Origin of the sequence: Sphingobacterium tenebrionis (assembly GCF_037126265.1) — a bacterium.
Lineage (GTDB): Bacteria > Bacteroidota > Bacteroidia > Sphingobacteriales > Sphingobacteriaceae > Sphingobacterium > Sphingobacterium tenebrionis.
The window spans coordinates 13,729-31,399 of sequence record NZ_JAYLLN010000024.1 but is presented as its reverse complement, the minus strand read 5'-3'; the positions used below and the strand labels follow the sequence as shown (position 1 = coordinate 31,399).

17 protein-coding genes and 1 other RNA gene are annotated in these 17,671 nt (G+C 38.1%); 8 read left to right on the top strand and 10 right to left on the bottom strand.

The window, feature by feature from the left end; translation table 11 throughout:
• Positions 1 to 11 precede the first annotated feature (11 nt).
• On the bottom strand, positions 12 to 1,514 hold the full coding sequence (locus tag VJ786_RS10545) for an alpha-L-fucosidase (protein WP_099366030.1): 1,503 nt from the start codon (positions 1,512 to 1,514) through the stop codon (positions 12 to 14).
• A gap of 165 nt (positions 1,515 to 1,679) precedes the next feature.
• Between VJ786_RS10545 and VJ786_RS10540 the strand changes: the two genes are divergently transcribed.
• The 4 genes from VJ786_RS10540 to VJ786_RS10525 all read left to right on the top strand — a co-directional run bounded on the left by VJ786_RS10540 (position 1,680) and on the right by VJ786_RS10525 (position 5,089).
• On the top strand, positions 1,680 to 2,810 hold the full coding sequence (locus VJ786_RS10540; protein ID WP_099366015.1) for an NAD(P)-binding domain-containing protein: 1,131 nt from the start codon (positions 1,680 to 1,682) through the stop codon (positions 2,808 to 2,810).
• Between the two features lie 35 nt (positions 2,811 to 2,845).
• The gene (locus VJ786_RS10535; protein WP_336557686.1) at positions 2,846 to 4,060 is read left to right on the top strand and encodes an MFS transporter; all 1,215 of its coding nucleotides are present in this window, start codon (positions 2,846 to 2,848) and stop codon (positions 4,058 to 4,060) included.
• A gap of 76 nt (positions 4,061 to 4,136) precedes the next feature.
• The gene (locus tag VJ786_RS10530; protein WP_099366017.1) at positions 4,137 to 4,562 is read left to right on the top strand and encodes a hypothetical protein; all 426 of its coding nucleotides are present in this window, start codon (positions 4,137 to 4,139) and stop codon (positions 4,560 to 4,562) included.
• Between the two features lie 242 nt (positions 4,563 to 4,804).
• Positions 4,805 to 5,089, top strand: coding sequence for a hypothetical protein (locus VJ786_RS10525; RefSeq protein WP_099366018.1), 285 nt, complete (start codon positions 4,805 to 4,807; stop codon positions 5,087 to 5,089).
• A 133-nt stretch (positions 5,090 to 5,222) separates the two neighbouring features.
• Here VJ786_RS10525 and VJ786_RS10520 read toward each other — a convergent pair whose 3' ends face one another.
• The 5 genes from VJ786_RS10520 to VJ786_RS10500 all read right to left on the bottom strand — a co-directional run bounded on the left by VJ786_RS10520 (position 5,223) and on the right by VJ786_RS10500 (position 8,491).
• On the bottom strand, positions 5,223 to 5,528 hold the full coding sequence (locus VJ786_RS10520; protein ID WP_336557685.1) for a sigma factor: 306 nt from the start codon (positions 5,526 to 5,528) through the stop codon (positions 5,223 to 5,225).
• A gap of 718 nt (positions 5,529 to 6,246) precedes the next feature.
• Positions 6,247 to 7,047: a hypothetical protein gene (locus tag VJ786_RS10515; protein WP_336557684.1), complete on the bottom strand. Its 801-nt coding sequence runs from the start codon at positions 7,045 to 7,047 to the stop codon at positions 6,247 to 6,249.
• 199 nt (positions 7,048 to 7,246) lie between these two features.
• A complete protein-coding gene (locus VJ786_RS10510) occupies positions 7,247 to 7,459 on the bottom strand; it encodes a RagB/SusD family nutrient uptake outer membrane protein (protein ID WP_099366027.1) in 213 nt (70 codons plus the stop codon).
• A complete protein-coding gene (locus VJ786_RS10505; RefSeq protein WP_099366028.1) occupies positions 7,416 to 7,730 on the bottom strand; it encodes a carboxypeptidase-like regulatory domain-containing protein in 315 nt (104 codons plus the stop codon). The genes VJ786_RS10510 and VJ786_RS10505 overlap by 44 nt, the downstream gene beginning before the upstream one ends.
• 269 nt (positions 7,731 to 7,999) lie before the next feature.
• Complete coding sequence (locus VJ786_RS10500) at positions 8,000 to 8,491, bottom strand: hypothetical protein (RefSeq protein WP_336557683.1); 492 nt, start codon at positions 8,489 to 8,491, stop codon at positions 8,000 to 8,002.
• 256 nt (positions 8,492 to 8,747) lie between these two features.
• Here VJ786_RS10500 and VJ786_RS10495 point away from each other — a divergent pair, with 256 nt between their 5' ends.
• Genes VJ786_RS10495 through VJ786_RS10485 form a run of 3 tightly spaced genes read left to right on the top strand, consistent with a single transcriptional unit; the run spans position 8,748 to position 10,205 of the window.
• Complete coding sequence (locus tag VJ786_RS10495; protein ID WP_099367307.1) at positions 8,748 to 8,951, top strand: helix-turn-helix transcriptional regulator; 204 nt, start codon at positions 8,748 to 8,750, stop codon at positions 8,949 to 8,951.
• Positions 8,951 to 9,286, top strand: a complete 336-nt coding sequence (locus VJ786_RS10490; RefSeq protein ID WP_099367308.1) for a HipA N-terminal domain-containing protein — start codon at positions 8,951 to 8,953, stop codon at positions 9,284 to 9,286. The genes VJ786_RS10495 and VJ786_RS10490 overlap by 1 nt, the downstream gene beginning before the upstream one ends.
• On the top strand, positions 9,279 to 10,205 hold the full coding sequence (locus VJ786_RS10485) for a HipA domain-containing protein (protein ID WP_336557682.1): 927 nt from the start codon (positions 9,279 to 9,281) through the stop codon (positions 10,203 to 10,205). The genes VJ786_RS10490 and VJ786_RS10485 overlap by 8 nt, the downstream gene beginning before the upstream one ends.
• A 157-nt stretch (positions 10,206 to 10,362) precedes the next feature.
• Here the strand turns inward: VJ786_RS10485 and ssrA are convergent.
• Positions 10,363 to 10,730, bottom strand: a transfer-messenger RNA (tmRNA) gene (gene ssrA, locus VJ786_RS10480).
• Positions 10,731 to 10,923: 193 nt separating this feature from the next.
• Between ssrA and VJ786_RS10475 the strand changes: the two genes are divergently transcribed.
• Positions 10,924 to 12,015, top strand: coding sequence for a hypothetical protein (locus VJ786_RS10475; RefSeq protein WP_336557681.1), 1,092 nt, complete (start codon positions 10,924 to 10,926; stop codon positions 12,013 to 12,015).
• 447 nt (positions 12,016 to 12,462) lie between these two features.
• Here VJ786_RS10475 and hisD read toward each other — a convergent pair whose 3' ends face one another.
• The 3 genes from hisD to VJ786_RS10460 all read right to left on the bottom strand — a co-directional run bounded on the left by hisD (position 12,463) and on the right by VJ786_RS10460 (position 17,490).
• On the bottom strand, positions 12,463 to 13,749 hold the full coding sequence (hisD, locus tag VJ786_RS10470) for a histidinol dehydrogenase (protein ID WP_099367311.1): 1,287 nt from the start codon (positions 13,747 to 13,749) through the stop codon (positions 12,463 to 12,465).
• 23 nt (positions 13,750 to 13,772) lie between these two features.
• Positions 13,773 to 14,624, bottom strand: coding sequence for an ATP phosphoribosyltransferase (hisG, locus tag VJ786_RS10465; RefSeq protein WP_099367312.1), 852 nt, complete (start codon positions 14,622 to 14,624; stop codon positions 13,773 to 13,775).
• Positions 14,625 to 14,922: 298 nt separating this feature from the next.
• The gene (locus VJ786_RS10460; protein ID WP_336557680.1) at positions 14,923 to 17,490 is read right to left on the bottom strand and encodes a DUF5686 and carboxypeptidase-like regulatory domain-containing protein; all 2,568 of its coding nucleotides are present in this window, start codon (positions 17,488 to 17,490) and stop codon (positions 14,923 to 14,925) included.
• Positions 17,491 to 17,671 lie beyond the last annotated feature (181 nt).

Below are 17,671 nucleotides of genomic sequence, written 5' to 3'. Positions count from 1 at the left end.
TTTAAGTCTACTTACATCTTCGCATCCATCAATTTATCAGATTTTATTTTAGGTTGTCCGAGTTTAATTTTTATAACAAAGGCGCGATCTGTTTGGAAATCCTTCGGTAGCACAATATCAAAGTAGGTGTTCTTATCCAAATCCAAACCGATATCAGCATGTTTGATTGTTAATTCTTTATTATTCAATAATAACTTAGCACTAATCGGTAATGCAGTAGATTTTTTAGGGAATGCTAACCTAGCCAAATTATTTACCGGCCTATTAAATACTGTTAGATAAAGGGTTGAATCCTTCTGGGTCAAATATCCCATCTTAGTTTTTGGAAGATCCGCGTGCCTTACGCCTTGAACTGCCTCGCCATTCACTTTCATCCAATCGCCAAGTTCCTTTGCGATTTTATCTTCTCCAGGGTGCATCAATCCTTTTCCATCGGGACCAAAATTGAGCACAAAATTTCCATTCAACGAAACGGTATGCATTAGCATATCCAAAATATCATCCGTTGTTTTGGTATAGATTCCAGACCAATCTTTCATGTATCCCCATCCATTAGGTGGTATGGTCATTACGGCATCCCAATCATTACCATCCAACCATTCGTATTCTTGAGGTAATTTTCTTTCCCAACCTTGTTCGTAATCTCCGAGGATATCTCCATTGCTATCAAAATGGCGCTTTCCGTGTTCATCATTTCTGAACCTTGATCCAATGATCAGACCTGGATGTTTTTCACGCAATTCTTTTTCCAGGTTGTACGTGAATTCATAGGCCTGAACCCATGATTTATCCCAAGTACCATCAAACCAAAATCCTTTGATGGTCGGATAATTCTGGAGAAGTTCCAATAATTGGTTCTTAGTATATTGAAGAAACCTATTATATCTTTTTTTCTCCTCTTCTGTTTCAGGAGCCTTGGATAGGTAATCCGGATTGTTCCATTCCAAAATAGAGAAATATAGGTATACATCAATGCCTTCAGCGTTATAGGAATCCACCACTTCTTTTACGATATCTTTTTTATAAGGAGAGTTGCTGATGTTGTAGGATGAATATTTCGTTGGCCATAGGGCATAACCATCATGATGTTTTGTCGTAAAAATCATGTATTTGGCACCCATATCCTTGGCCTGTTTAGCCCATTTCTTCGCACTGAAAGCGGTAGGATTAAACTGTTTGTAAAGATTGTCGTAGATTTCCTTCCAGTTTTTTGGCGCATTGGGTCCCGACCAGGTACGGATCCATTCCGAAGCGGCTGCACCGCCTCTTGCGGATACACCTTCCCATTCATTGCCTGGGATGGCATAAAGTCCCCAATGGATAAATTGTCCCAAACCATAATTACGGAAAGCTTCCATGGCTTCATCTGTCCGATGCTTAGGCGTGATGGGTCCATATTTAACTTCGATACGTTCTTTTGGTTTTGTCTTTGGACCGGTCCATTGCGCATTTGCGGTCGAGTTCATCAATAGTCCTGTTAATCCTAAAAGGATTAATTTTGATGTTCTTCTCATTGGTATCTTGATTTTTAGAAATATAATCGTGTTTTTCAAAATGATAAAGATACGATTCAGCAGGCTGATTTTGGAAAAAGAGGTGGCTTTTATCATGGAATTCTACGGAAACGATTGCGGATTAGGCGAAACTCTTGGGATTTGGTAAAATGTATTAACTTCGTTATGCTTAAGGAGGAACAAACAGTGGAACAAGAAAACAAATCAAAGCCTGACCTTTATTATAAGGTGGACATCGTGGTTATCGGTGCGGGCCAAGCTGGCCTTTCTGCGGCCTATCATTTGCAGCGTGAAGGATTGGAGCCAGGAAAGGGATTCGTCGTGCTCGACGATGAGTTTGGTGCTGGAGGTGCCTGGCAACATCGATGGGATTCCTTGACATTGAGCAATGTGAATGGGATCAATGACCTTCCTGGTTTAGGATTTGACGAGGTGATCGATAAGGACGATAAGGCAATGCAGGCCAATGTTGCCCTTCCAAAGTATTATGAACAGTATGAAAAGACCTTTAAATTGCCGGTAATACGGCCTGTAAGGGTTACTGAGGTTATAGAACGCAATGGTCGTTTTTTGATCAAGACGAATGCTGTGCAATTCAATGCACGGGGTATTATCAATGCGACAGGCACCTGGAAAACACCACATTGCCCCAAATATCCGGGCTGGGATAAATTCAAAGGTATACAATTGCATACCGGGCAATATAAAAGTGCAGAGGAATTTAAAGGAAAACATGTGATCGTGGTGGGGGGAGGTATTTCCGCCGTCCAACTGCTGGGAGAGATCTCCAAAGTGACGAGCACAACTTGGGTCACCCGTAGACCGCCTGATTTTCGGAATTATGAATTTACACAGCTGGAGGGTAGGGATGCGGTAGCTTTGGTAGAAGCCCGCGTGCGGGAAGGTCTTCCCGTGGAATCTGTGGTTTCTGTTACGGGATTACCTTATACACCTGCTATAGCAGACCTTTTGGAAAGTGGCGTTTTGGATCGGAAAGAGATGTTTCAGGAAATTACAGAAACTGGGGTGAAATGGGCGGATGGAACAAGCATGGAAGCCGATGTCATTTTTTGGAATACCGGGTTCCGTCATTCCATTGATCATTTAGCGGGATTAAATTTGGTAAATAAGTTAGGGGGCATAGAAATGACCGGAAAATTAACAACGCAGGTAGCCAAAGATCCTAGAATCCACCTGACGGGTTATGGGCCATCAGCTTCTACCATCGGCGCAAACCGCGCAGGTCGTGCCGCAGCAAAAGAATTGATAGATTTTCTCCATCTAAAACAGCAATAACTTGTTGTAAGGATAATGCACTAATTATTTTAGACATGAATTTTTCAAAATATGAAGCGCTTTTGGTGGCTTTATTGGCCGTAGTGCAATTTACCGTAGTTTTGGATTTTGCCGTTATGGCTCCATTGGGTGCGGAACTGATCAAGGCATTAGGAATCTCTACCCATCAATTTGGTATCTTGGTCTCGGCCTATGCCTTGAGTGCGGGCGCTTCGGGATTTCTCTTGGCAGGTTTTATTGATCGTTTTGATAGGAAACAGATTTTGCTATTCATGTATGTGGGTTTCCTTTTGGGTACTTTGTTCTTCGCCTTGGCACCCAATTATTACCTTTTGATGGGGGCTAGAATTGTTGCTGGGATATTTGGTGGAGTGATGTCGGGAATTACCTTCGCAATCGTTACGGATTATTTTAGGTATGAAATCCGAGGACGCGTCATGGGGTTTATCCAGATGGCATTTTCGGTTAGCCAGATCTTAGGAATTCCTTTGGGACTATACTTGGCCCATATTTGGAGTTGGCATATCCCTTTCTATTTTATTGTATTTATAGGGCTGATCAATTTTTTGTTATTGATCCGGTATATGAAACCGATTCCCTCGAAACGAATCCCTGGGGTTGATAGTAGGTATTTTCAGGTAATAAAACGAGTCTTCAGTAATAAAAATTACCTGGTCGCTTTTTCCACCACATTTTTCTTGGCGACCGGCGGATTTATCCTTCAACCTTATATTACGCCACATTTGGTTTTTGACCTCCATTATGCTGAGGATCAATTGCCATTGGTGTTCTTTAGTGCGGGGATTGCCACCTTGATCGGTTCACCAATTTTTGGTCGTATCAGTGATTCTTGGGGAAAGTATAAGCTATTTGTGTTGGGAAGTCTGTTGGCAGGTGTTGCCATTCTTTGGTTTGTAAATATTCCAGCGGGAAATATTTTCATGTTGGCATTAAGTTTCAGTTTGATGATGCTCTTTGTTTCTTCTAGGATCATTAGTGCAACGGCGATGATGACTGCCATTCCAGAGGCTGCTGAAAGAGGCGCTTTCATGAACATCAATTCTGCCATCCAGCAATCCAGTGGGGGTATTGCTTCAATCTTAGGTGGTGTTATTTTGATTGAGGATGCAGATGGAAAGGGTTTTGAGAATTTTAATGTGTTGGTGATAATAACATTTGTAAGTATTATAATCTGTGTTTTGCTGATGTATAGGGTAAATAGGATCGTGGAAAAGAAACGAATTACTTAAAATCGATACTGATTTTAAAGGAATTGGTCGTGTTTTTTTTGTAGTTTTAAGGACTAACTATTTAATTATTAATGGTATGACGCATTCAAGATTGTTGTTTTTGACCTTCCTTTCTATCGCACTTTTAACGGCTTGTGAAGTTGGGAAAAAAGTTGATCGTACAAATTATGATCATTTAACTATTAAAGAATTGGCAAAGGGTGATCAATTGATCGATTTTTCTGATAGTATGTTGATGGGTCCGATCGATATTAATAAGCTTTCTAATGATGATGCAAAGATAGCGAAAGCAGCTATTTATAGGGTTTATTCTAATCTGGAACTGAAGGATAATCAATATCTATTTAGAGTTAAAGATGCTGAAGAACTGCATTTGTCAGAAAGGGTTTTTGATAGGTATGTGAAAGATATTGAAGAAATGAATGCACATGTTCGTAAAGAGGATGAAATGAAGAAGCTGGAACCTATAAGCAGTGAATATTTGAACTCTTTGTTGAAATAAAAATTTTAGTTATAATGTCATATTAGTTCTATTGATTCCTCATTAGGGCTTGTTTATTTAATTATTCTTATAAGCTAATAACCCATTTATTAGCCTAGGATTTTCTTTTAACTTTCTTTTTCCTTTTGGTTTTTGATTGAAAAACCAAATCCTTTTAAAATTATTTTTTATCGGAATAGTACTCGGTTTTCGATTTGGTGTTATTACTACTATAAACCAAATTATAAACCAATTCTATAAGCATGAGTCAGCGAATTGATAATGCATTTATCGGAAGATTTTTTTCAAGGAACTGTTCTAAAGCGGAGGTGATCTTGCTGAATGAATATTTTCAAACCGAAAAGGGAAGAGCACATTTAGAGAAGTTTTTAAAGAATGCTTGGAAAAGTAAAAATTCAGGATTGAGCGAGGAAGAGCTTAATCGTCATAAGGAAGAATTTTTGGAGAGATGGAATTTAGTGAACAATAAAAAAATCATGCCATTTTCCCCTTGGAAAAAGATCCTAATTACGGTATCGGCGCTATAAAAACCAATTAAAAAGAAATCTCCGTAAAGATCTTTACCAGTTCCATAGATGATAATCCAAGTATTCATGGCTTATGTGATGACTCACTGACAGACGCTGCGATGGACCTCAAAGAATTGGAAGCAAAAATATCTTATGTTGTAAACAAGCGTAGGTGGTTCAGCACTGCGTTTTTTGTTGCTCGGAAAAGATAAGGTTTCAGGTTCTGCCCTTCTTCTAAGGAGATGCTATTGTTCTTTTCGAAAAGTTTAAGCATCACGTCCATGCTTATTTCTTTTGCGATTTCTGAGTTTTTAAGGAGGTAATTTGAAAAGGAGAAGATTTTATTATAATACCGGTTAAATAGAGTTTTAGAGACGGCCTGGTCATCCATGATGTTCAATGATAATAGTTCTCGGTCAGAGAGGTGTTGCATGGTTTGAAGTGCTAATTTGTCCAAAAATATTATGTTATTTAAAAATAATAAATTTTAGGCTAATATTTTAATTTAAATTTACTTATTACTTCAAAAATAGATAATTATTATAATATTTGGGTATAATAATTATCTATTTAAATTGTTTTATTTTATATTATTTCTCAATAGGAAATTGAATTTTACACGTCAAAATTCTTCACTTTATGCATTTTTACTAAATAAAGTATGATAATCAATCTTTATTTAGTAAAAAAATAAGCCCTGAGTTACACTCAAGGCTTATAGAAAATAAGATTTTCTTACTATGAAGACCATAGTTTTTGTTAACTAGGTAGGAATTTTAAGTAATAGAAATGCGGAAATCAATGAAATTGCTCATTTCGCTTTGCATAGTAAAAAATCTCATATAGGCAGAAGAATTTATTCCCGAACTGAAACATTCACCGCCCCTACACATCACAAATTTTAATTGCCTTTATTCACCGGATCAAATTCTGGAGTCTGCTCTGTATTGGCTGAATACATTGATTTGACTTGTAATTGTTCTAGCACTTTTTTTAAAATAAATTCGGTTTTCCAAGATCTATTAGGAATGCTCCATTCCAAAACCTTTAAGAAGAAATATGTTAATATTTCCACTTTATTTCAACTTTTAGAATCTGAAGATTTTCAAAGTTTTTTAATCTCTTGATTTGAATTTTAGATACCAAAGTGTTTCATGGTAAAAAATCAGATTACATTACATATTCTCTTTTTGTTTTTTCTCGGAAAAAGTAAAAGGTAAAAAAAATGAAAATTTCATGTGTTTGCCTCTTTTATATATTACGGGCATTTTTTTAAATAACCGAGCAACCCGTATCGCTTCTTGAATAAAAATCTCGTTGTTTCCGCGAATTGATAATATAGAATCCACGTGTCCCAATTCATTGACCTCAACTGAAAGTTGCACTTTAATTGTTTCTGTGATTGGAGGGAGGGCCTGCCAGTTAATAAGGGAGTCGATGGTTGAATTAGGGTTCCGAATTTGTCCATAAAAAGGTGTATTTTTCGACAAGGAATTATCAAAGTAAGAAGCATTTTTTAATAAGCCTTTTTCAAAGCTGTATTCGAATTCATGTTCGAAAATGGAGGAAAAGCCCATATGCATATAATATAGAAGTTTCCCTTGGTATGCAGTCACTGTATCCGAAAACCATTCTGGGTACACTCGCCCATCTTTAACTTTTTCAGCAAATAAAGACTTTAGATTTACTTTAGCCGTTCTCTCTCCATTGAAGATATTTGTTAGGTACAATCGGTTATCTATTATTTCCCAATAAGCGATATAGCCTCGCCAACATCCAGAAGAAACACCGCTTAATGAATCGGGAAATAGCGGTTTATTCCACTTGTTTTGTTTTTTCCAATGCTCTAAAGGTAAAGCATGCAGCAGCATGGTATCACCCTTAATAATCAAACGATCTGGTTCTTGTTCTGTTGCATATGTCCTAAAAAATAGGCTCATAGCGAATATTAGGCAAATAATGGTAATGTGTTTCATATGGAATGATCTTTACTCTATGATAAAATATATGGCATAATTCCATAAATTAATTCTTCCAATGGCCAGACCAGACGAATATTACCGGTTTCAAAAAGTATGGATTACCTGGATAAATTTAAAAGATATTCAAGAATAGCTAAAGCAAACAGGAGCTTTCATGTTTATGAAATGCTCCTGTTGTTTTTATAAAATAAGGTTAATAACCTTCATTCTGTTCCAGATTTGGGTTCTTGATAATCTGTTCCTGTGCAATAGGATAAAACTGATGGTAATGTTCTCGATCAGGGAAAAATTGAATTCCTGTTTTGAGCCAGCTGCTACCGATATTTTCCTTTCTTGTGTCGTAAAGGAAATAAAACTCACTTTTACAGATGTTCACCAGTTGGAAGATCCAGGCTATATTTTCCATCCTTATCGGTAGAAGTAGATAAGCCCAATTTCGGGATACTTATTGTGGCTCCAGGAATTGGTTTTCCTGCGGTATTTGTCACTATTCCAGTTATGGTACTGGTCTGTTGAACACTAGTATTGGTTATTTTTAGATTTTTTGAATGGAATTCTGAAGTGATTATGTGGAGATTAGCACCACTAGAATCCTTAATGCAGCATAACTGCAGGATAAAACAGAGACCAAATACGAAGTAAAAACTCGCATAGTCTTTATTTAAGAATGTTAGCATGTAGAATTTTTTTTAATCAATCCGATTGCTTGAATTCAAAGGATTGAATTTTAAGGTAGATTTTTATTAGCCGTTAGTTAGATGTGTTGGGCAGGTTGATTTTCCTCTTCATCCTTTCTTTTTGTTTTTCGGAGGGTAAATTTATGTAAGGTTTGTTATCAGAAAATTAGGGAATTGTTTAATGTTAATTAACTGTTTGAAAGAGAAAAATATGTTTACATGTTAAAGTTGGATACTGATTTATTCTATCCTATATTCTTATAATTTAATTAATATAACACATAAACTCTCAATAATTTTAAATCAATATTCAATGAGCTACCATTTAATCCCAAATAGGATTCGGGCACAAAAATGTTGGCTCCTTCTGATTCTACTTCTATTGAACCATATAATCCTTTCTTCAATTTAATTTGATATTTTCCGGATTTATCAACTGTCATTTTTTTTACCAAGATTTTATCTTGATTGTAGATATATAGCGTACTGTACTCAGGTATCTTTCCTGTTGAACATACTGTTACTTTTCCGTAAACTGTTACACTATCTTTTTCTTCAGGAAATTTATTCGTATAATTAAATGTGTAAGCTGAGCAATTATTCTTATATAATTCTTCTTGGTTTTTATTCTTTGGAGTTGGGAAATAAGATGATTCCTTCTTCATTTTATTAAGTTCATGCTGCTGTTTTGAAGCACATGATCCAAAAATGAATAATGATGAAATTACAACTATCTTTAATTTATTAATTACAACCTTCATTTCTTAAAATCTTAAAAATTTTTTTCTCGATAAACTAAAGATAAGCTATTAATAAATTATAATTTATGTTTTTTTTATAGGCATCGTTTAAACCTTCTAAATTACTAATGCGAAATACTTTGTCGATTCCTGTTTTTTAAATCTAAGGATTGGCTATTAAATAATGGGGATAGCTATGGATTATGCTAATATTTTATACCCGAAATAGTATAATCAATTATTATTTACCTATTTTTATATCAGAAAAGGTATAATTATGAATTCACTAAGGCAATTTGTAAAACAAAAGCGAAAGGAACTCAAGTTAACGCAGGAGGATTTGGCATTAAATGCAGGGGTAGGATTACGTTTCGTACGAGATTTAGAGCAAGGTAAAAAGACGCTTCGTTTAGATAAAGTGAATGATGTGTTATCCTTGTTTGGGAAAGAAGTTGGGGTAATTGAAAAAAGTAGAGACTGATGGCACGTCGAGCTAAAATATATTATCAAGATAAATTAGCAGGATATTTGGCTGAAGCAGATGGTGGATTTACGTTCTATTATGATGAAGAATACTTGAATTCATCTGATCCGAAATCGATTAGTTTGACAATGCCATTGTCCCCACAAATTTATCAAAGTAAAGTTTTATTTCCTTTCTTTGACGGTCTCATTCCTGAAGGATGGCTATTAGAAATAGGAGAAAAATATTGGAAATTGAATCCAAGGGACCGATTCGAGTTACTCATTAATTTATGTAGAGATACTATTGGTGCAGTATCTGTATATCCGATGGAGGGGGAGCAAAATGGCTAATTGTTTGTACTGCTATAATCCCGTAGAAGAAGGTGATTATCATCCTAATTGTTCTAAAAGGTTTTTTGGAACTACTAATTTTCCTGTTCTCGATTTAGATAAAGAGAAATTGAATAAACTTGCTCAAATTGCGGTCAGTGAAAGGCTGGCTTTAACTGGAGTTCAGCCAAAAATTTCCCTTAGTTTACATGGAGAAAAAGGAAATAAAAGATTAACCGTTGTTGGTCTTTGGGGGGATTATATATTGAAACCACAGTCGACAGATTTTCCTTTTATGCCTGAGGTAGAGGATCTGACTATGCATTTAGCTAAATTATTTAAAATTGAAACCGCAGAGCATACACTAATCAAGACCACTTCTGGAGAATTTGCTTATTTAACAAAGCGTTTTGATCGTCAAAAACAGAAGAAAATTCACGTAGAAGACTTATGTCAACTTTCAGAATTACTGACAGAACAAAAATACAATGGCTCATATGAACGGGTAGGAAAAGTTATAAAGCAATTTGCTACTAACTCAGGATTGGATGCGATAAAATATTTTAGATTGGTGTTATTCAGTTTTCTGACAGGAAATAACGATAAGCATTTAAAGAATTTTTCTTTGATGCATACAGAGAAAGGTATATTATTAAGTCCAGCTTATGATTTGTTAAATGTAAATCTTATCTATCCAGCAGATAAGGATGATTTAGCTTTGACATTAGGTGGAAGAAAGCGTAAAATTAAGAAAACGGATTTTGATCAATTTGCTTTAAGCTTAGGCTTATCGGAATTGGTTCGTGATAACATTTATAAAGACTTTTCAACGCAAACAGATAAGGTACATGATTTTATTGCTAAAAGCTTTTTAACTGAAGAATTCAAAGTTGGGTTTCTTGAAATTTTTAAACAGAAACTGGAACAAATTGGTTTATAGCATGAAACTTATTTCCTGAGGAAATTTTTGGACATCTATTCGAATCAATTATTCCTTGGTAAAAGAAACTCCATAAAATTTAATCGTGACCAAATTCGTGACCATGTAAAATAAAAAAGAGGTAATTAATGGATAATTACCTCTTTAGTTAATACTCTTGTGGAGCCGGAGGGATTCGAACCCTCGTCCAAACATAGTATGATTTACGCTTTCTACATGCTTAGCTTCTCTTTAATTGTCGGGAGAGGGAAGGTGAGTCGCTTACCTATACCGTTCTCCGTATCTGCTGTATCTCGTCACTGTTTAGCAGCGTCCCAATGACCAGTTCTATCGTTCGATGCCCCTGTTGTTAGACCAAAGAACAGGATCTAACGGGACAAATAGCTATGTTAAGTCTAACTTAAGCAGCTAAGGCGTAGTTTTCTTCGCCAGTTATAAAGTTGAAAGTTCAGATTTAAGTGCTAGACTAACAATGCACTGCATGCTTACATAACCATCGCTATCCTGTCAATTCCGGTCGACCCCATGTTATGTAGGACTACAAATTTACGCATAATCTTTGATTGGAAAAATTATAAATAGTTTAATTATACCCGTTTTTGAAAACAAAATCGTTATATTAATAGTTTTAAGCTAGGCCTCAGCTACATAGCTAGCATCAAAAGCCTTTTTAATTAAAAATTTTAGAAAACAATTTACTACATTAATAATCCGAAAAATGGCAGAACCAAATAATCCAACAACTGAAACAAAACCAACTTCAGCGGAAAATAACGAAAAAACGACAGCTGCAAAACCAGCTGCCAAAGCAACGGCTAAGCCTGCTGCGAAAACAACAGCAAATCAGCCAGGCACAAGAAAGCCTGCAACTGCAAAAACATCTCCTGCAAAACCTGCTAATTCAAGTAGCAACACAACAACTCCAGTTCCAGCTCCTGTAGAAGAGCATGGTGGTGACGGAGAAGCAGAAAACCAAAGAGCACGCAAGTCTGATGAGGGAGGAATAAAACCAACAAGACCTACTGCACCTGCAGGAACAGCTACCAAAACAGCTGCTTCAACAAGGACTTCAGCCAGAAAGCCTGCGGCTTCCAGTTCAACAGCTGCAAAACCAGCTGCAACAAAACCAGCTGCTGCAAAAACAACCACAACAAAACCAACTGCTGCAAAAACAACCACAACAAAAACAACCACAACAAAATCAACAACAGCTAAGCCAACAACAGCTAAACCAGCCGCTTCAAAGGCTGCATCAGCTAAGCCAGCCGCTTCAAAACCAGCCGCTAAACCAGCTTCAACATCTCCTTCAACATCAACTTCCAAACAACCTGTAAAACCAACTCCTACAGAGTCGACCAAGATCGAAAAAGAAGCATCTTACAAAGAAGAAGTGCCAAACAACAAATCGGTACAGGAAAAACCAAGCAAGGAAGATAAATCTAAGAAAAACGCGAAGAAAGTAGATAGACTCTACAAAGAAATGGAGTTAGGTAAGAAAAAGGATAAGAAAGGCAAAGACGATAAAACCGGAAAGGCAAAGAAAGACGATTCCAAAAAGCAAGATTCGAAAAAGCAAGATGCTAAGGTCAAAGATTCTAAAAAAGTAGAATCGAACAAATCAGACGCCAAAAAACTAGACTCGAAAAAAGCATCAAATAAAAAGGCAAAAGTTAAAAAATCGGAAGTTAAAAAAGTGTCTAAAAAATCTAAGCAAGATGGCAAGACCATGAAAAAACTGAAAGAAGCTTTTGCAGACATCTACCAAAAGATTGTCGGAAAAGGCAGTAAGAAATCTGCTAAAAAGAAATAACAATTCTAAACAAAAATAATAGAATTAATAAAGCATACACCTCGATGCCAGATAGGATTCGAGGTGTATGCAATTTGTAAGCAACATGCAAGTATGGTGTAAGTATGTAAAGGCACTTACACCTCACTTACATGTCACTTACACCTCACTTGCACCCCGTACCCAATAGGTAATTTGAAGGCCAGGATTTCAAACAAAATCGCTTACCAAAAAATAAAAAACCGCTTGCCAAAAAATAAAATATCTCTTGTAAAAGATAAAATATACCTTGCCAAAAAATATAAAATAGTTTAGCAAATAATAAAAAACAGTTTAGCAAATAATAAAAATTCCCTTACCAAAAAATAAAAACCCCCTTACCAAAAAATAAAAAATGGCCAGGTCTTTTAAAACACCTGGCCATTTTTATATCCGGTCTAAAACCTTTACAAATCAAAAAAATCCAACCTACTTCATCCGTATACTCACTGCATTCTTATGCGCCTGCAAACCTTCCAACTCCGCCAAGATCTCCACTGTAGATCCAATATGCTGCAATCCTTCCTCCGAAATATGCTGAAAAGTAATCTTCTTCACAAAACTATCCACCGAAACCCCCGAATAAGACCTTGCATAACCCGATGTCGGTAGGGTATGATTCGTTCCGGAAGCATAATCTCCCGCACTTTCCGGCGTCAGATTACCCAAAAATACAGATCCCGCATTCAGCACCTTATTGACCAAAGGTTTCCATTCCTCCGTTTCCAAGATCAAATGCTCAGGCGCATACAAGTTCGAAAACTTCATCGCTTCCTCCAAATTCTCCGCTACAATAATATACGAATTGTTCATGGCCTCTTCTGCCATTGCTCGCCTAGGCAGCACCTGCAATTGCACATCCACTTCCTTCTCCACCGCTTTCGCAAATTCCTCCGACAAACACACCAAAATCGATTGGCTATCACTGCCATGTTCCGCCTGCGCCAACAGATCAGCCGCCACAAAAGCCGGGTTTGCCAATTCATCCGCAATCACCAATACCTCAGATGGTCCTGCCGGCATATCAATACTCACATCCGTCATGCCCTGAATCATGCTCTTCGCCTTCGTCACAAACTGATTCCCAGGTCCGAAAATCTTATTCACCTTCGGGATACTTTCCGTCCCATAAGCCATCGCAGCTACCGCTTGCGCACCACCAACCAGATAAATCCGGTCAATACGCAACAACTTCAGGCAATAGGCCACAAAGCCATTGATCTTTCCGTTGTTCTGCGGAGGTGAACAGACCACGATCTCCTTACAGCCAGCAATCCTTGCTGGAATACCCAACATCAATAAGGTGCTCGGTAAAACCGCAGAGCCTCCAGGGATATAAAGACCAACCTTCTCAATTGGCCTTACCTCACGCCAACATTTCACTCCAGGCATGGTCTCCACCACACGCTCCCGTTTCATTTGCGATTGGTGGAACTTATGGATATTCTGGAAAGCAATCTCCAAGGCACGCATCTGATCGCGGGAAATGGTCATCGCCAGTTCCTCGATATCCGAAGCATCCAAGTACAATTTCTCCAAGTCCACCTTATCGAACTGCTTCGCATAGGATTTCAAAGCCTCATCACCACTTGTTTTCACTTCCTCGATGATCTGCAGAACTGTATCCTGGATCGCATGGTTTGGATCCGTGTTGCGGTCGATAAGCTTTTGAAGCTGCTCAGCTTCTATATCTTTATAAAAATAGGTCTTTATCATCCTAGCTGTTTTATTAAATCATATTACATGATAATTTTTTCGATTGGCATCACCACAATCCCTTGTGCGCCTAAGGCCTTCAATTTATTGATTTTATCCCAAAAATCATCCTCCGAAATAACAGTGTGTACCGCTACCCAACCTTCTTCGGCCAAAGGAACCACCGTAGGGCTCTTAACACCTGGCAAAAGCGCCGTGATCTGCTCCAGATTTTTCTTCTCGACATTCAATACCACATACTTCGTCTCCTTCGCGCGTAATACCGACTGTACCCGTTGTAACAATTCACAGATGATCGGGTTTTCCTCCAATCCTTCACGACCGATCAAGATCGCTTCCGAGCTGCGAACATCCGCAAAGGGTTTCAGCCCATTGCTCTTCAAGGTCCCACCGGTCGATACAATATCACAGATCGCATCGCTCAAGCCTAATCCAGGAGCAATTTCAACCGATCCGGAGATCTCTTGGATGTCGGCATTGATCTTATATTCGTTCAGGAAGTTTCTTAGGATATTGGGGTAGGAGGTAGCAATGGATTTGCCGTTCAGGTCTTCTAATCTTTCGATGCTGGAATCTTTGGCAATCGCGAGCTTCAAACTGCATCGGCCAAAACCCAATCGTTGCAGGTACTGCACCTTTGCCTGGGTTTCATCGATCACATTTTCGCCTACAATACCGAGGTCGGCAATGCCCTGTTCCACATATCCAGGAATATCGTCATCCCTCAAGAAAAGGATTTCCAGGTTGAAATTAGAGACGGTAGTGATCAGGGAACTTTTATAATTTTCGAAGTCAAGTCCACAGTTTTTTAGGAGTTGAACGGATTTTTCATTTAATCTACCCGATTTTTGGATAGCAATTTTAAGATTTTTCACAATGATGGTTTTTGTTGTGTGTAAATTATTAATACCAATAAAGATCCAGGGGAATTACTCGCTCCACGTAGAAGCCATACTATTATCTATCGCCACAATGGCGATGATGGAAACAGTGATGGTATGTGCGAGTGATCTTCATATCAATAACGGCACAAATGTAAAGCATAGGAATTTCTATTCCAAGAAATTATTTCACTTTATATGTTCAAAATCGAGAATCCTCCAAAAAAAAGGAGGATTTCTTGCGAAAACCTCCTTAAAATGGTATCAACTATGAAAAACTAATAAAATGAAATTAAAAATCAAATTTGATCCTTGCACGGATTCCCCATTCCGGAGCTTCCGGATTATCCAGGTAGTTCAGTCTTTTGACCACGTCTACGCGCAAGATCTTGAAGATGTTGGAAACCCCAGCTGAGACTTCCATATAAGGTTTGTCGTTAAACGTAAAGGAAGATTGCTCGCCTTTGCTGTTCGTTTGCCAAGCATAGATAGTGTTGTTCAGGCTTGGGTTATTGCTATCTCGCAATCCACCATAGACCCCTTTGAAACTGAATACCTCACGGATCTTCAATTTCTTGATCAATGGTAGCTTGTTGAAGATAAAGCCGTTCATATAATATTGTACATTCCAGGAAGCATGATGATCGGAAATAAATTCCATAAAGTTCATCAGGTTATAGGAGTTCAATTGATAGGCATAAGTCTGGTTTGCCCGATGTATGTTCAATACCGGGAACGGCAGGTTGTCGCCAAAGGTGTATGAACCATCCACATTCACATCCGCATAACCTAATTGCGACAGGTAGAACCGTTTGAACACGCCTGCGTTGATCGTATGGTAGTTGTATTCCCCTCCAAAAAGATCCTTTATTCCTGCGGTATAGTTCAGGTTAAAAATAGGATACTTATTGAACAAAGGGGTGCGGTATAATTTTCCTTGGTAATATTCTTCTTTAGGGGCATAACGTAATCCCACATTGAATTCTGTGCTTTTCAAGGAGTTGATGCGTTGGAAAGTCCCATCAGCCTGCGGCATCCGATAAGCCAATACCCCAGCAGGATTCTGGTTCCAGGTACCCAATCCAGCCGTAACCGAAAAGTTATTGCTAAATTCTGCTTTATAATCTACCCGATAGACTTCATTGTATAAATAGCTCTGGTTCTCGCCACGTTTGAAGGATAGCAATACATTATCCTCCTGGATGAATTCCAGGTTCTGACCAGGGATTTTGGTATCATATGATGCCGATACCCGGATATAATGTTGTGGGAAGGTGTAAACCGATTTATTGTTCAGCGAATAGGTTCCACTCAGGAAATATTTCCATTTCTTATCCTCAAATCCGTATGCACCATATCCTTCCATGAAAAAGCGTTTGCTCAGTTGTTCCGTAGTTCTACCCCCAACCCTTAATCGGAAACCTTCCACCGGGTTATAGGAATAGAAGGTATTGACAGGGCCGATTTCTACCGGGCCAGCCTGTTTATAGCCGGAAAATACCAAGGCTGCCACATCCATAAAGGTGCGGAAAGAAGGCATACGTTGTAAGCTATCAATGTTCTGATAGATGATGCTTTCCGAATTCTGCAGCGGTTCCGGACGTAAGGTAGCCCAATAGCTTTCTTCTTTTTCCTGTTCCACTACCGCTTCTTGTTTGGCAATATACACGTCCGGAACCGCATAGATGCTGTCTGGCCTTTCGATGCCATTCTCATACTTATCGATCAGCACTACCCGTTTCCCTTTAATCCCTTTCCCTTTTTCGGTCAGGGCGAAATCAATACCCAAACTGGATTTAGTCAGGTAAAATTTATTGTCTGCATTTTTCTTGAATCCCAATTCGATATGCAGGTCTCTGACAAAGTTCACATTTGCATCCTTATTGATGGTCATCTGCGCACTTTGCACGGCATAATTCCCGTCCAAGGTTACATATAGTTTTCCCTTGAACAGCAGATCGGCCTTATTTCTTGGATAGAAACTCAATTCTACCAACATCGGCGATACCGTTTTAATGGTGTCTGTAATATAAAAACGATAGAATGTAGGAGCAGAGTTGGCAATAGGGCTCAAAAACTGATTGGTCAAAATCGAGATGTTATTGTCATAGATCTCCACTTCATCATAAAGCCGATTGAAGTATTTGCTCAAGCCATCATTGTCCACAAATTTAGGGTCGAATTCTGCCTTACGTTCTGCCAATACATATTGTTTTTTTGCATTTGGATCTTTACGATAATATACCTTAGAAAATTTTTCCTCCATATAGGCCGGTAATACGTAATTGTTATCCAACGAATCATCTTCCTGAAATAAGAACTGGTAGTTCTTGAAGATCTTTTTATCCTTGAATTTATTGTCCAGATTGCTCAAACCAAGACTGATCTTTTCATACTGGTCAAATTCAGCTAATTTCTGTCCGGTCAATCTGTTCTGATCACGGTGTTCCACCACTTTGCGTATCAATTCTACGGCAGGATTGTTCTTGTTGGAATATTTAACCCTTTTGGGAGCAGTAACCACCACTTCCTCAATACTATTGGAAGGAAATAACATCACCCGGATCTGTTGTTCGGCCTCTTTGCTCAGGGGGGATTCTTCGGTATTGAAACCCACATAGGAAATTTTAATGGAGGTATAGTTGGCTGGCACCTTTAAGGTGTACTCGCCCTTTTCATTGGTCGTGGTGCCCAGGTTTTTGGGTCCACCTACTACTGTGATCGATGCATAAGGAATGGCGGTATAGGTATCTGCATTGGAAACCTTTCCCTTGATAAGTAACATTTCCTGTGACCATCCCAGCTGGAAGGAGAGGAGCATGCCGATGAGTAAGCCGAACTGCGTAAAGTAAGTTTTCATAATATTTACTTTTTGACTTTTGACCATATTTGTTCAAAAAGTTATGCAAATAACATACTTATTTCGGAAATAAAAAAGTATCCAAGTTACATAATGACAATTTTTTGATAATCAGACCCACGAGATAGATGTTCTGACATGTATTAGACAAATTGAGGGGGAAAAACTACGCAAAGTTTGC